This is a genomic window from Streptomyces sp. DvalAA-14 (assembly GCF_900091855.1).
Lineage (GTDB): Bacteria > Actinomycetota > Actinomycetes > Streptomycetales > Streptomycetaceae > Actinacidiphila.
On sequence record NZ_FMCH01000558.1, the window covers coordinates 1 to 12,468 of the forward strand.

The window sequence follows — 12,468 nt, forward strand, 5'->3', positions numbered from 1 at the left end:
TGGTCAGGGTGAGCTCGTCCCTCGCCAGGGCCGCCGCGCCGAGGGCCGCGCCGGCTTGGCCCAGTCCGGGGCGCACCATGCGGACCTCGCGGAGCAGCGGGAGGGTGGAGGTCCGCACCGCGTGCCGCATCGGGTCCCAGAAGGTCGCGCCGGATGCGGCGACTCCCCCGGCGACGATCACCAGCGCCGGGTCCAGGACGCTGACCAGCCCGGCTATCGCCTCGCCGAGGGCGCCGGCGGCCACGCCGACCACCTGCCGGGCGATCGGGTCGCCCAGCGCGGCGAGTTCCATGATCCGGGAGGTGCCGGGGCCCGCGGCGAGCGCGGCGGCTTCGGCGTAGGCGCGCTGGATGGCCGTGCCGCTGGCGATGGCGTCGAGGTGCCCGGTGGCGCCGCAACTGCACGGCAGTCCCGCCGCCGCGGCCGAGGGTGCGTGCCCGACCTCACCGCCCGAGCCGTGCCGGCCGCGGACGATCTGGCCGCCGGCGATGACGGCGCCGCCCACGCCGGTGCCGACGGTGACGAAGACCAGGTCGCGGTGGCCGCGGCCGGCGCCGAGCGCCAGTTCGCCATAGGCGAGGACATTGACGTCGTTGTCCACGAACACCGGCAGCCCCAGGCGGTCCGCGACCGCCTCGCGCAGCGGGGTGCCGGTCCAGCCGGGCAGGGCCTGGGAGGCGGCCGCGACCACGCCCTCGGGGTAGGTGACCACACCGTGCGTGCCGATGCCGGCTCCGCGGACCGTCGCGTCCGCCGGGGCCAGGGCCCGCAGTTCGGCCAGCGCCGCGACCACCGCGTCGAGCACGGCGCGCGGGCCCTGCTGGGCCGGTGTCAGCACCCGGCGCTGGGCCAGCGGCTCACCCGCCTCGTCGGTCAGAACGGCGTCGATCTTCGTACCGCCGATGTCCGCCCCGAGGTAGAGCGACGGGCTCATCGGTCGGCCCCGGCCCGGGCCGCGGCAGATCCGGCGGCCCCCGATACCGCCCCGGCCGGACCGCCGGACCGCTCCGCCGCCGGCCCCGGCGGGAAGAGCCGGGGGGTGAGGTCGGGGTCCGGCATCGCCGGGTCGAAGGGGTGCAGCGGGTGGGTGAGGTGGCGGTGGCCGAGCCGGATCAGGTCCTGGTCGACGCCGCCGGGGGTCAGCGCGATGATCCAGCCGGCCGCGAGGTCGAGCAGTTCCGGTTCCAGGTAGCCGATCTTGACCACGACGATGTCGCTGCCGTGCGGGTCGAGCCCGAGCCGGGTGAAGTCGGCGATGTGGTGGAAGGGGCGGCGCCTGCTGGTCAGTACGACGCTCACCGTCCGTGCGGTGACCACGGCCGTGGGGCCGCCGTCCGGGTCGTCCGCGGTGAGGAAGTCGACGCGGCCGGTGAGCCGGGCCGGTCTTCCGTCCGCGCCCTCCAGCCGGCCGCCGACCAGCAGGTCCACCGCGCCGCCCACCCCGGCCGCCGCGCAGCGGGCCACCGCTTCCGGGTCGAGCACGCCGGCGTAGACGGTCCGCAGGCCCCGCTCGGCCAGCCGGTCGTCGGCGAGCAGCAGGCCGAGCAGGTCGGTGGTGTCCCCGCCGCCGCCAGCGGTCGGGTTGTCACCGGAGTCGCTGATTACGAAGGGGCGCAAGGGGCTGCTGGCAGCCGCTTCCACCGCTTCGCGCGCGGTGCCGGTCGGGCCGACGAAGGAGAACGCGTCGCGGGCCCGCCAGTAGCGTTCCGCCAACTCCTGGGCCTGGACGGACAGTTGGGCCCGGTCGGTGCCGGTGACCACCACCGCGGCGGCGCTGCGGGGTTCGTCGGCCCAGGCGTAGCCCACCCACAAGGCGGCGTCCAGGACACCGGGGAGCGCTTCGATGGCGGCCAGCCCGCCGTAGATGCCGCGGCCGGGTTCCTGCTGGGTGCTGGTCTTCTCCCCGGGCAGCAGGACCGGGACGCGGACCCAGGCCATCGCCGGGCGCACGCCGCGGCGCAGGCAGTCGGTGAGCAGCCGGGCGGCCCGGGCCCGGGTGAGCCACTCGTCCTCGTGCGGCGCGAGGCGGTGCGCGGTCAGCAGGTCCAGCTGGGCGACGAGCGCCTCGGTGATGTTGCCGTGCAGGTCGCTGGGGGCGGCGATCAGGCAGTCCGGGCCGACGGCCGCCCGGACTTCGGCGGCGAGTTCGGCCTCGATGTCCTGGCGGCCGGCGACGTGCATCGCGCCGTGCAGGTCGAGCAGCAGCCCGTCGAGCGGTCCGCACCGGCCGAGCCGGTCGGTCAACTCCCCGGCGAGCCGGGCGTACGCGTCCGGGTCGACGCTGCCGCCGGGCACCGCGCGGGCGTGCACCAGCGGCACCCACTCGACGTCGGCGGCCCAGCTCTCCCGGCCGGGCCGGGTGAAGTCGAACAGGGCGAGCAGATCCGCTCCCCGCCGGACGGTGAAGTCGTCGTAGCCGGTGCTGTGCGGGGTGAAGGTGCTGCATTCGACGTGCACGCCGGCGATGCCGATCCGAAGTCGCTCGCCGGTGGGGGCGCCGATACGGCTCATCGGGCCGTCTCCTCTGTGCTGGGGGCCGTGCGCGGGGCCGTGCCGGAGGCCGTGCCGGAGGCCGTGCCGAAAGCTGCGCCGGCGGTGGTCGCGGGAGTCGCGCCGGGGTCCGCGCCGGGGCTGGACAGGACCTGCTGGAGCGCGAGCAGTCCGGCTCCGATGACACCGGCGTTGGCGCCGGCGGCGGCCGACTCGATCTCCAGCGACTGGGTCGCGAGCGGCAGGCAGCGCTCGTAGATGACACCGCGCAGCGCGGCGAGCAGCGGGTGGGCGCTGCCGAGCGCGCCGCCGATGACGAGGAAGGCGGGGTTGAAGAAGTTGACCACGGTGGCAAGCACTTCACCCAGGCTGCGTCCGGCCTCCCGGACCAGGACGGTCGCCTCGCGGTTGCCTTCCTGGACCAGCCGGACGATGTCGGTGGGGTGTTTGACCTCGATGCCGCGGGCGATCAGCGCCTGGGTGATGGCCGCGCCGCTGGCGACGGTCTCCAGGCAGCCGGTGTTGCCGCAGGTGCAGGGGGTGTCCCCGGCGGCGGGCACCCGGACGTGGCTTATGTCACCGGCCGCGCCCACCGCGCCGTGGTGCAGGCGTCCGGCGGAGATGACTCCGCACCCGATGCCGGTGCCCATCTTGACCACCAGCAGGTGCTCGACGCCCGAACGCGCGGTCAGGTGCTCGCCGACGGCCATCAGATTGGCGTCGTTCTCCACCACGACGGGGAGTTCGAGGCGCTCGCTGAGCATGTCCCGGATGGCCGCGCCGTGCCAGCCGGGCATCCGGGACGGCAGGACGACCTTGCCGTGCCGGTTCTCGACCGGCCCCGGCAGCCCGACGCCGAGGCCGCGGGCGGGTATCCCGGCCATCTCGGGGGCGTTCACCAGTTCGCGGCACCGCTCGACCAGCCAGTCGACGGTCCGTTCGGGGCCCTGGGCGAGTTCCCAGGGGTGCTCGGTCACCGTGTGGGCGCGGCCGGCCACGTCGATCGCGGCTATGCGGGCGTGGCTGGAGCCGAAGTCCACCGCCAGCATCATGCCGCCGTCGCCGCGGATCTCCAGCAACTTGGGCCGCCGCCCGCCCTGGGAGCGGCCGTCCCCGGACTCGCGCAGGTATCGCTGGTCGAGCAGGTACTCCACGCGGGAGGACACGGTCGACGGCGCCAGTTTCACCAAACGGACCAGGTCGGACCGGGAGTTCGCGGTCCCCGTCGCCACCAGCCGCAGAAGGTGGGCGTGCGATCCCCACTCGGGTACGTGCCCTGTCGGATAGTCCATCCGACATAGATACCACAGGAAAAATCTGGATTACATCCCTTGACTTAATTCGATGATTGGACGTTTGATACGTGCAATCCGCATGAACGACAGGAGTCTTCCGATGTCCACTGGATCAACGCTCGATCGGGGTGCCAGCCCGCCCATGGTCCGTGTCCGGGGACTGCGGAAGTCGTTCGGCGACCATGTCGTGCTGCAGGACATCGACCTGGACGTCGCGTCCGGGGAGGTGGTGGTCATCGCCGGGCCCTCGGGCTCCGGCAAGTCCACCTTGTGCCGCTGCATCAACCGGCTGGAGGTCGCCGACTCCGGCGAGATCACCGTGGCCGGCCGGGCCGTACCGCTGGAGGGCCGCGAACTCGCCCGGCTGCGGGCCGAGGTCGGGATGGTCTTCCAGCAGTTCAATCTCTTCGCCCACAAGACCGTGCTGCAGAACGTCTGCCTCGGCCCGGTCAAGGTCCTCGGCCGCAAGGGCGACCAGGCCAAGCAGCGGGCCATGGAGCTGCTGGACCGGGTCGGGGTCGCGGACCACGCCGGCAAGTACCCGGCCCAGCTGTCCGGCGGCCAGCAGCAACGGGTGGCGATCGCCCGCGCGCTCGCGATGGACCCCAAGGTCATGCTCTTCGACGAACCGACCTCGGCCCTGGACCCGGAGATGATCAACGAGGTCCTGGAAGTCATGAAGGGGCTCGCCGCCGACGGCATGACCATGGTCGTCGTCACGCACGAGATGGGCTTCGCCCGCTCCGCCGCCGACCGCGTGGTCTTCATGGACGGCGGCCGCGTCGTCGAGGAAGCGCCGCCCGAGCAGTTCTTCGCCGCACCGCGCAGCACGCGCGCCCAGGAGTTCTTGTCCAAGGTCCTCACGCACGGCTGACGCCGAACTCACCGTGAACCGGACGATCAACCAGCCGAGAAAGTAGACCGATGAGATCCAGCACCGCCGCCCGGACGTCCCGCCGTACCCTGCTCGCCGTCGCCTCGGCGTCGGCCCTGGCCCTGGGCCTGAGCGCCTGTGGAGGAAGCGGTGGCGGCAGCTCCGCCCCCGCGCTGCCCGGCCAGTCCGGAGCGCCCGCCGCCTCCGCCCCCACCTTCCTCGACGGAGCCCCGGTGGCCGCCGCGGCGACGATGGCCGACGGCACCACCATGGCGAAGATCCGCAAGCGCGGCTATCTCATCGTCGGCGGCTCGTCCGACGCCCCGCTGCTGTCGCAGAAGAACCCGGTCACCGGGAAGTACGAGGGCTTCGACGCCTACATGGGGCAACTGCTGGCCACCTACATCTTCGGCAAGCCGAACGTGCACATCCTCAGCTCCGCCACCCAGACGCGTGAGGCGCTGCTGCAGAACCACACGGTCGACGTCGTCTTCCAGACCTACAGCATCACCCCGGAACGCGCGAAGCAGGTCAACTTCGTCGGCCCGTACCTCTCCAGCGGCTTCGAGATAGCCACCCGCAAGGGCGACAACGTCTCGTCGCTGGCGGACCTCAACGGCAAGACCGTCATCGCCGGTTCCAACACCCCGGCCATCGCGGAGATCAAGAAGGAAGCGCCCAAGGCCAAGGTCCTCACCTTCGACACCGACCCGGCCTGCGTGCAGGCGCTGACCCAGGGCCGCGGCACGGCCTACGTCCAGGACAGCATCACGCTGGCCGCCGACCTGAAGTCCAACCCCGGTTTCCAGATCAACGGCAAGCCCTTCGACACCGGCTACATGGGGATCGGCGTGCCCAAGGACGAGAGCGACATGTCCTCGTTCGTGAACACCTGGCTGAACACCACCATCAAGGACGGCAGCTGGACGAAGGTCTGGAACGCCAGCCTCGGTTCGGTACTGGGCGACGTCACGCCGCCCACCCCGGGTTCCGTCCCCGACGTCTACACCCCGAAGGCCTGACCTTCCCGTGTCCGCCCTGACTCAACACCTCCCCGAGCTGACCGACGGGCTGCTGAGCACCCTGCTGCTCATGGTGCTGTCCTTCGTCGGCGCGCTGGTCGTCGGGCTGCTGGTGGCAGCGGCCCGCGTCAGCCCGGTGGCCTCGCTGCGCGGCGCCGCCCTGGCCTACGTCGAACTGTTCCAGAACATCCCGCTGCTGGCATGGCTGCTGCTGTTCGTCTTCGCCCTGCCCGAGGCGGGCATCATCTTCCCGCTGTTCACCACCGCGGTGATCGTGCTGTCCCTCTACGAGGCCGCCTACACCGCGGAGGCGATCCGGACCGGCATCAACAGCGTGAACCGGGGACAGGCCGAGGCGGCACGGGCCCTGGGCCTGACCACGGCGCAGAACCTGCGCCATGTCGTCCTGCCCCAGGCACTGCGGGCGGTGGTCCAGCCGCTCAGCAACGTCTTCATCGCGCTGACCATGAACACCTCACTGGCCGCGGCCGTCGGCGTCGTGGAACTCACCCACGCCGCCAACAACGTCAACCTCGCCGAGGCCCAGCCCATCCCCATCTTCGTGGGCGCGGGCGTCGCCTACATGGCGCTGGCGCTGATCCTCGGCCTGTCCGGCGGCTTCATCGAACGCAAGGTGGCGATCGTACGGTGAGCGGGCAGAGCAGCATCCTCTTCGACGCGCCCGGTCCGCGGGCGCGGCGCCGGGCGCGGCTGTGGTCCCTGGCCACCGGCGTCGTCATCCTGGTGGCGCTGGCGCTGGCCGTGCACCAGTTCTCCGCGCACGGGCAGCTGGCCGCCGCGAAATGGCGGCCGTTCACCGACTGGCCGGTGTGGCGCTTCCTGCTCAACGGCGCCTGGTACAGCCTGCTCGCGGCCGCCGGGGCCGCCGCCATCGCCGGCCCGTTCGGCCTCGTCCTGGCCATCGGGCGGATGTCCGCGCGGCGCTGGCTGCGCTGGGTGGCCGGCGCCTACGTCGAGATCATGCGGACCGTCCCGGTCCTGCTGCTGATCTACCTGACGCTGTTCGCCCTGCCCAAGTACGGCGTCAACCTGTCGCTGTACTGGAAGCTGGTGGCGCCGCTGTCGCTGTCGGTGGCCGCGTCCACCGCGGAGATCTTCCGGTCCGGCCTGCTCTCCCTCGACCGGGGCCAGCGCGAGGCCGGAGCGGCCCTGGGCCTGTCCGGCAGCCAGACCATGCGGATGATCCTGCTGCCGCAGGCGCTGCGCCGGGTGGTGCCGTCGCTGATCAGCCAGGCCGTCGGACTGATCAAGGACACCTCGCTCGGCTACATCGTCAGCTACTACGAACTCCTGTTCAGCGGGCAGGTCTACGCGACCTACAGCCATCTGCTGATCCAGACCTACCTGGTCGTCGCGGCTGTCTACCTGGTGGTCAACGCCAGCCTGTCCAAGCTCGGACGCGTCCTGCAGCAGCGCGGCGGACGTCCGCGCAAGCGGCGGGTCGCGATCGCCCCGGGCGCCGCCGCCCCGGGGACCCCCGGCCCGCCCGACGGGCCCGTCACCGCGGGAGCACGATGACCACCGGATCGCCGACCCGCTTCGAGGTGTGCGTCGACTCCGCCGTCGGCGCGCGCACCGCCCAGGACGCCGGCGCGCACCGGGTCGAGTTGTGCAGCGCCCTCTTCGAAGGCGGCGTCACACCCAGCGCCGGCCTGGTCGAGACCGCCCTGCAAGCGGCCCCCGGCATCGACGTCTACGTGCTGATCCGTCCGCGCGGCGGCGACTTCATCTACGACGCCTACGAGACACGGGCCATGGTCCGCGACATCGAGACCGCCGTCGGGCTGGGCGTGCACGGTGTGGTGATCGGCGCGCTGACCGACCGCGGCGATGTCGACGCGGCGCTCCTGCGGCAGTTGACCGGCGCCGCGGCGGGGCTGCCGGTCACCTTCCACCGCGCCTTCGACATGGCCCGCGACCAGTTCGACGCGCTGGAGACGCTGATCGCACTCGGCGTCGACCGGGTGCTGTCCTCGGGGGCCGAGTCCACCGCGCTGGAGGGGGCGCCGCGGCTGGCCGAACTCGTCGAGGCGGCGGCCGGCCGCACGGTGATCATGCCCGGCGGCGGCATCAACGCCCGCAACGCCGCCCGGATCCTGCGCATCACCGGCGCCGCGGAGCTGCACTTCAGCGCCAGTGCCGGCATCGACAGCCCGGCCCGCCACCGCAACACCCGCCCCGCGATGGGCGGCTCGCTGCGCAACGACGAGTTCCGCCGCCGGGTCACCGACCGCGCCGCCATCGAGGCCATCCGGTCGGCTGCCGCACCGGGCGCCGACCGGGCCCGGCCGTAGCCGAACGGCGAGACCGGCCGCGGATCAGACGAGGCGGATCAGATGCACCGGATCAGATGTTGAAGCCCAGCGCCCGCAGCTGCTCGCGGCCGTCGTCGGTGATCTTGTCCGGGCCCCACGGCGGCATCCAGACCCAGTTGATCTTCAGGTCGTTGACGATGCCCTCGGTGGCGGACCGGGCCTGCTCCTCGATCACGTCGGTCAGCGGACAGGCCGCCGAGGTGAGGGTCATGTCGAGGGTGGCGATATTGGCCTCGTCGATGTGGATGCCGTAGATGAGGCCCAGGTTGACGACGTCGATGCCCAGTTCGGGGTCGACCACGTCGTACAGCGCCTCGCGGAGTTCCTCTTCGGAGGCCGGCTTGAGGGCGACCTCGGTGTTGTCGGTCATGCGGTCTCCTTACCGGGGTTGCCGGCGGCCCCGGACAGCGCCTTGGCGGTCGCGTCCTTCCAGGCCATCCAGCTCAGCAGCGCGCACTTGACGCGCGCGGGGTACTTGGAGACACCGGCGAACACGACCGCGTCCTCCAGCACCTCCTCCATGGCGTCGTCCGGCTCCAGCCGGCCCCGGGACTGCATCAGCTCCAGGAACGTCTCCTGGATCCGCTGCGCCTCGGACACGTCCTTGCCGACCAGCAGCTCGTTGAGCACCGACGCACTGGCCTGGCTGATCGAGCAGCCCTGGCCTTCGTAGGAGACGTCGCCGATCACGGTGCCGTCCATCCGCACCCGCAGGGTGATCTCGTCCCCGCAGGTGGGATTGACGTGGTGCACCTCGGCCTGGCCCTCCCGCAAGCCCCGCCCGTGCGGGTGCTTGTAGTGGTCCAGGATCACGTCCTGGTACATCGAGTCCAGTTTCACAGCAGCACCGCCATCAGCCGAAGAAGTTCCGTACCTGCTCCAACCCGTCGACCAGGGCGTCGACCTCAGCCGGAGTGTTGTACAGATAGAACGACGCCCGCGTGGTCGCAGGAATTCCGTACCGCAGGCACACCGGGCGGGCGCAGTGGTGGCCGACCCGGACCGCGATGCCCTGCTCGTCCAGCACCTGGCCCACGTCGTGCGGGTGGATGTCACCGAGCGTGAAGGAAATCGCCGAGCCGCGGTCGGCGGCGGTGGCCGGGCCGATGATCCGCAGGTCCGGCACCTGCTGCAGCCGGCCGAGGGCGTACTCGGTGATCGCGTGCTCGTGCGCGGCGACCTTGTCCATGCCCAGGGCGGTCAGGTAGTCCACCGCCGCGCCGAGGCCGACGGCCTGGGCGATCGGCGGGGTGCCGGCCTCGAACTTGTGCGGCGCGGGCGCGTACGTGGAGGAGTGCATCGACACGGTCTCGATCATCTCGCCGCCGCCGAGGAAGGGCGGCAGGTCCTCCAGCAGTTCCTGGCGGCCCCACAGCACCCCGATCCCGGTCGGGCCGAGCATCTTGTGGCCGGTGAAGGCCACGAAGTCCGCGCCGAGCGCCTGCACGTCGAACGGCAGGTGCGGGACGGCCTGCGAGGCGTCGATCAGGACCAGCGCGCCGACGTCCTGGGCGCGGCGGACGATCGCCTCGACCGGGTTGACGGTGCCGAGGATGTTGGAGACCAGCACGAAGGAGACGATCTTCGTCTTCTCGGTGATGACCTGCTCCAGGTCGGACAGGTCGAGCCGTCCGTCGTCGGTCAGGCCGAACCACTTCAGCTTGGCGCCGGTGCGCTGCGACAGCAGCTGCCACGGCACGATGTTGGAGTGGTGCTCCATCTCGGTGATGACGATCTCGGTGTCGCGGTCCACCCGGTAGGGCTCGTCGGCCCAGCCGAGCATGTTCGCCACCAGGTTCAGCGACTCGGAGGCGTTCTTGGTGAATATCACCTCGTCGCGGCTGGGCGCGTTGATGAAGGCGGCCACCTTGTCGCGGGCGCCCTCGTAGAGGGCGGTGGCCTCCTCGGCGAGCACGTGCACGCCGCGGTGCACATTCGCGTTGGACCGCAGGTAGTAGCCATTGAGCGCGTCCAGCACCTGCTGGGGCTTTTGCGAGGTGGCCGCGTTGTCCAGGTAGACGAGCTTGCGGTCGTCGTGGACCAGCCGCTCCAGCAGCGGGAAGTCCTTGCGGATCGTCTCGGTGTCGAGCAGGCCGGGCAGCGCCCGGCCGTTCGGAGCGGAAACCGTCACGCCGAAGCGCCACCCTTCACATAGGACTCGTAGCCCTCTTCCTCCAGCTTGTCGGCGAGCTCGGCGCCACCGGACTCGACGATCCGGCCGGCCGAGAAGACATGCACGAAGTCGGGCTTGATGTAGCGCAGGATGCGTGTGTAGTGGGTGATCAGCAAGGTGCCGACCTCGCCGCTCTCGCGGACCCGGTTGACGCCTTCGGACACCACGCGCAGCGCGTCGACGTCGAGGCCGGAGTCGGTCTCGTCCAGGATCGCGATCTTCGGCTTGAGCAGTTCGAGCTGGAGGATCTCGTGGCGCTTCTTCTCGCCGCCGGAGAAGCCCTCGTTGACGTTGCGCTCGGCGAAGGCGGGGTCCATGTGGAGCCGTTCCATCGTCTCCTTGACCTCCTTCACCCAGGTACGCAGCTTGGGGGCCTCGCCGCGGATGGCGGTGGCGGAGGTGCGCAGGAAGTTGGAGACCGACACCCCGGGGATCTCCACCGGGTACTGCATGGCGAGGAAGACGCCGGCGCGGGCCCGCTCGTCCACCGTCATGGCCAGCACGTCCTCACCGTCGAGGGTGACGGTGCCGCCGGTGACGGTGTACTTGGGGTGGCCGGCCAGGGAGTAGGCGAGGGTGGACTTGCCGGAGCCGTTGGGGCCCATGATGGCGTGGGTCTCGCCCTGCTTCACGGTCAGGTCGACGCCTTTCAGGATCTCCTTGGTGGAGTTGTCGGCGTCGACGGTGACGTGCAGGTCGTGGATTTCAAGCGTTGCCATGGGTGACTCAGGACTCCTGGGTGACGGAGACGAGCACGTCGTCCCCAACGATCTTGACGGGGTATACGGGGACGGGCCGCGTGGCGGGCAGTCCGGACGGCTTGCCGGTGCGCAGGTCGAAGCTGGAGCCGTGCAGCCAGCACTCGATCTGGCAGTCCTCGACCTCGCCCTCGGACAGCGAGACGTTGGCGTGCGAGCAGATGTCGTTGATCGCGAACACCTCGCCCTCGGTACGGACCACGCAGACCGGAACGCCACCGATCTCGACCCTACGGGGTGTGTCGTCCGCCAGCTCGCCCACCGCGCAGGCGCGGACGAAACCGGTCGCGCCGGCGGCACCGGTGGCGCTCTCGACGTCGCTCATCAGACGGACGCCTTCAGCTCGGCGTCGATCTTCGCCATCAGGCGCTCCTCCAGGTCGGGCAGGCCGATCTGCTGGACGAGCTCGCCGAAGAAGCCGCGGACGACCAGGCGGCGCGCCTCGTCGGCCGGGATGCCGCGGGCCTGCAGGTAGAACAGCTGCTCGTCCTCGAACCGGCCGGTCGCGGAGGCGTGGCCGGCGCCGACGATCTCACCGGTCTCGATCTCCAGGTTGGGCACCGAGTCGACCCGGGCGCCGTCGGTGAGCACCAGGTTGCGGTTGAGCTCGTAGGTGTCGGTGCCCTCGGCGGCGGCCCGGATCAGCACGTCGCCGATCCACACCGCGTGCGCGCCCTGGCCCTGCAGCGCGCCCTTGTAGGCGACGTTGGACCGGCAGTGCGGGGTGTCGTGGTCGATGAAGAGCCGGTGCTCCTGGTGCTGGCCCCGGTCGGTGAAGTACAGGCCGAAGAGTTCGGCCTCACCGCCGGGGGCGCCGTAGACCACCCGGGGGTGCAGCCGCACCAGGTCGCCGCCGAAGGTGACGACCACCGATTTGAAGCTGGCGTCCCGGCCGATCAGCGCGGTGTGCTGGGCGGCGTGCACCGCGGTGTCGTCCCAGTCCTGGACCGAGACCACGGTGAGCCGGGCGCCGTCGCCGATCAGGTACTCGACGTTGGCGGCCACCACCGCGTCACCGGTGTGGTCCAGGACCACGACGGCCTCGGCGAAGGCACCCACCTCGACGACCTGGTGGCCGTAGGAGGTGCCGCCCTCGCCGTGCACGGCGATCCGGATCGGCTCGGTGAGCACCGCGTCCTTGGGGACGGTGATCACCGAGGCCTTCTCGAAGGAGCTGTAGGCCTGGGCGGCCACCCGGTCGACGGGCTTGCCCGCCTTGCCCAGGCGCGCATCGGTGCGGTCCACGGTCTCGACGGTGACGCCCTCGGGCGCGGTCACCTCGATCCGCAGGGCGCCGGTGGCGTCCGCGCTGCCGTCGTGCAGGCCGCGCAGCCGCTCCAGCGGAGTGAACCGCCACTCCTCCTCGCGCCCGTTCGGCACCGGGAAGTCGGCCACGTCGTAGGACGCGGCCGCGCTGACCCGGGCATCGGTGGGCTGGGCCACCGGCTGCCCCACCGTGATCGCACCGTCGGTGGTGCTGCCCGCAGGGGTGTTCTCAGCCATCGCTTGTCGTTACAACT

14 protein-coding genes are annotated in these 12,468 nt (G+C 71.4%); 5 read left to right on the forward strand and 9 right to left on the reverse strand.

The window, feature by feature from the left end:
* The 3 genes from GA0115240_RS29890 to GA0115240_RS29900 all read right to left on the reverse strand — a co-directional run.
* The coding region (locus GA0115240_RS29890; protein ID WP_093741472.1) for an ROK family protein at nt 1–934 on the reverse strand (934 nt) is incomplete at its 3' end.
* Nucleotides 931–2,511 (reverse strand): M81 family metallopeptidase, encoded by a 1,581-nt coding sequence (locus tag GA0115240_RS29895; protein WP_093741474.1) that lies wholly within the window; start codon nt 2,509–2,511, stop codon nt 931–933. The genes GA0115240_RS29895 and GA0115240_RS29890, both read right to left, overlap by 4 nt.
* On the reverse strand, nt 2,508–3,782 hold the full coding sequence (locus GA0115240_RS29900) for an ROK family protein (RefSeq protein WP_176725212.1): 1,275 nt from the start codon (nt 3,780–3,782) through the stop codon (nt 2,508–2,510). The genes GA0115240_RS29895 and GA0115240_RS29900 overlap by 4 nt, the downstream gene beginning before the upstream one ends.
* A 145-nt stretch (nt 3,783–3,927) precedes the next feature.
* On the opposite strand from GA0115240_RS29900, the gene GA0115240_RS29905 reads away from it, so the two are divergent.
* Genes GA0115240_RS29905 through GA0115240_RS29925 form a run of 5 tightly spaced genes read left to right on the forward strand, consistent with a single transcriptional unit; the run spans nt 3,928 to nt 7,996 of the window.
* Nucleotides 3,928–4,659, forward strand: coding sequence for an amino acid ABC transporter ATP-binding protein (locus tag GA0115240_RS29905; protein WP_141709016.1), 732 nt, complete (start codon nt 3,928–3,930; stop codon nt 4,657–4,659).
* A gap of 50 nt (nt 4,660–4,709) precedes the next feature.
* On the forward strand, nt 4,710–5,681 hold the full coding sequence (locus tag GA0115240_RS29910) for a glutamate ABC transporter substrate-binding protein (RefSeq protein WP_093741478.1): 972 nt from the start codon (nt 4,710–4,712) through the stop codon (nt 5,679–5,681).
* Nucleotides 5,682–5,688: 7 nt separating this feature from the next.
* On the forward strand, nt 5,689–6,333 hold the full coding sequence (locus GA0115240_RS29915; protein WP_093741480.1) for an amino acid ABC transporter permease: 645 nt from the start codon (nt 5,689–5,691) through the stop codon (nt 6,331–6,333).
* Nucleotides 6,330–7,220, forward strand: a complete 891-nt coding sequence (locus GA0115240_RS29920) for an amino acid ABC transporter permease (RefSeq protein ID WP_093741482.1) — start codon at nt 6,330–6,332, stop codon at nt 7,218–7,220. The genes GA0115240_RS29915 and GA0115240_RS29920 overlap by 4 nt, the downstream gene beginning before the upstream one ends.
* Nucleotides 7,217–7,996 carry a copper homeostasis protein CutC gene (locus tag GA0115240_RS29925; protein ID WP_093741484.1) on the forward strand — a complete coding sequence of 260 codons (780 nt, stop codon included), beginning with the start codon at nt 7,217–7,219 and terminating at the stop codon, nt 7,994–7,996. The genes GA0115240_RS29920 and GA0115240_RS29925 overlap by 4 nt, the downstream gene beginning before the upstream one ends.
* 52 nt (nt 7,997–8,048) lie before the next feature.
* Here the strand turns inward: GA0115240_RS29925 and GA0115240_RS29930 are convergent, their stop codons facing one another.
* Genes GA0115240_RS29930 through sufD form a run of 6 tightly spaced genes read right to left on the reverse strand, consistent with a single transcriptional unit; the run spans nt 8,049 to nt 12,451 of the window.
* Complete coding sequence (locus GA0115240_RS29930) at nt 8,049–8,387, reverse strand: metal-sulfur cluster assembly factor (protein ID WP_093741486.1); 339 nt, start codon at nt 8,385–8,387, stop codon at nt 8,049–8,051.
* The gene (gene sufU, locus GA0115240_RS29935; protein WP_093741488.1) at nt 8,384–8,857 is read right to left on the reverse strand and encodes a Fe-S cluster assembly sulfur transfer protein SufU; all 474 of its coding nucleotides are present in this window, start codon (nt 8,855–8,857) and stop codon (nt 8,384–8,386) included. Before sufU ends, GA0115240_RS29930 begins: the two co-directional genes overlap by 4 nt.
* Nucleotides 8,858–8,870: 13 nt before the next feature.
* On the reverse strand, nt 8,871–10,118 hold the full coding sequence (locus GA0115240_RS29940; protein ID WP_093741520.1) for a cysteine desulfurase: 1,248 nt from the start codon (nt 10,116–10,118) through the stop codon (nt 8,871–8,873).
* Between the two features lie 26 nt (nt 10,119–10,144).
* A complete protein-coding gene (gene sufC, locus GA0115240_RS29945; protein ID WP_093741490.1) occupies nt 10,145–10,909 on the reverse strand; it encodes a Fe-S cluster assembly ATPase SufC in 765 nt (254 codons plus the stop codon).
* 7 nt (nt 10,910–10,916) lie between these two features.
* On the reverse strand, nt 10,917–11,273 hold the full coding sequence (locus tag GA0115240_RS29950) for a non-heme iron oxygenase ferredoxin subunit (protein ID WP_093741492.1): 357 nt from the start codon (nt 11,271–11,273) through the stop codon (nt 10,917–10,919).
* Nucleotides 11,273–12,451: a Fe-S cluster assembly protein SufD gene (gene sufD / locus GA0115240_RS29955; protein ID WP_093741494.1), complete on the reverse strand. Its 1,179-nt coding sequence runs from the start codon at nt 12,449–12,451 to the stop codon at nt 11,273–11,275. Before sufD ends, GA0115240_RS29950 begins: the two co-directional genes overlap by 1 nt.
* Between the last annotated feature and the right edge of the window lie 17 nt (nt 12,452–12,468).

What these genes read in the sequence shown, in the direction of transcription:
- GA0115240_RS29930 (WP_093741486.1), bottom strand. Translation starts at nt 8,387, where the DNA reads ATGACCGACAACACCGAGGTCGCCCTCAAGCCGGCCTCCGAAGAGGAA.
- GA0115240_RS29925 (WP_093741484.1), top strand. Translation starts at nt 7,217, where the DNA reads ATGACCACCGGATCGCCGACCCGCTTCGAGGTGTGCGTCGACTCCGCC.
- sufD (WP_093741494.1), bottom strand. Translation starts at nt 12,451, where the DNA reads ATGGCTGAGAACACCCCTGCGGGCAGCACCACCGACGGTGCGATCACG.
- GA0115240_RS29950 (WP_093741492.1), bottom strand. Translation starts at nt 11,273, where the DNA reads ATGAGCGACGTCGAGAGCGCCACCGGTGCCGCCGGCGCGACCGGTTTC.
- GA0115240_RS29905 (WP_141709016.1), top strand. Translation starts at nt 3,928, where the DNA reads ATGGTCCGTGTCCGGGGACTGCGGAAGTCGTTCGGCGACCATGTCGTG.
- sufC (WP_093741490.1), bottom strand. Translation starts at nt 10,909, where the DNA reads ATGGCAACGCTTGAAATCCACGACCTGCACGTCACCGTCGACGCCGAC.
- GA0115240_RS29910 (WP_093741478.1), top strand. Translation starts at nt 4,710, where the DNA reads ATGAGATCCAGCACCGCCGCCCGGACGTCCCGCCGTACCCTGCTCGCC.
- GA0115240_RS29900 (WP_176725212.1), bottom strand. Translation starts at nt 3,782, where the DNA reads ATGGACTATCCGACAGGGCACGTACCCGAGTGGGGATCGCACGCCCAC.
- GA0115240_RS29895 (WP_093741474.1), bottom strand. Translation starts at nt 2,511, where the DNA reads ATGAGCCGTATCGGCGCCCCCACCGGCGAGCGACTTCGGATCGGCATC.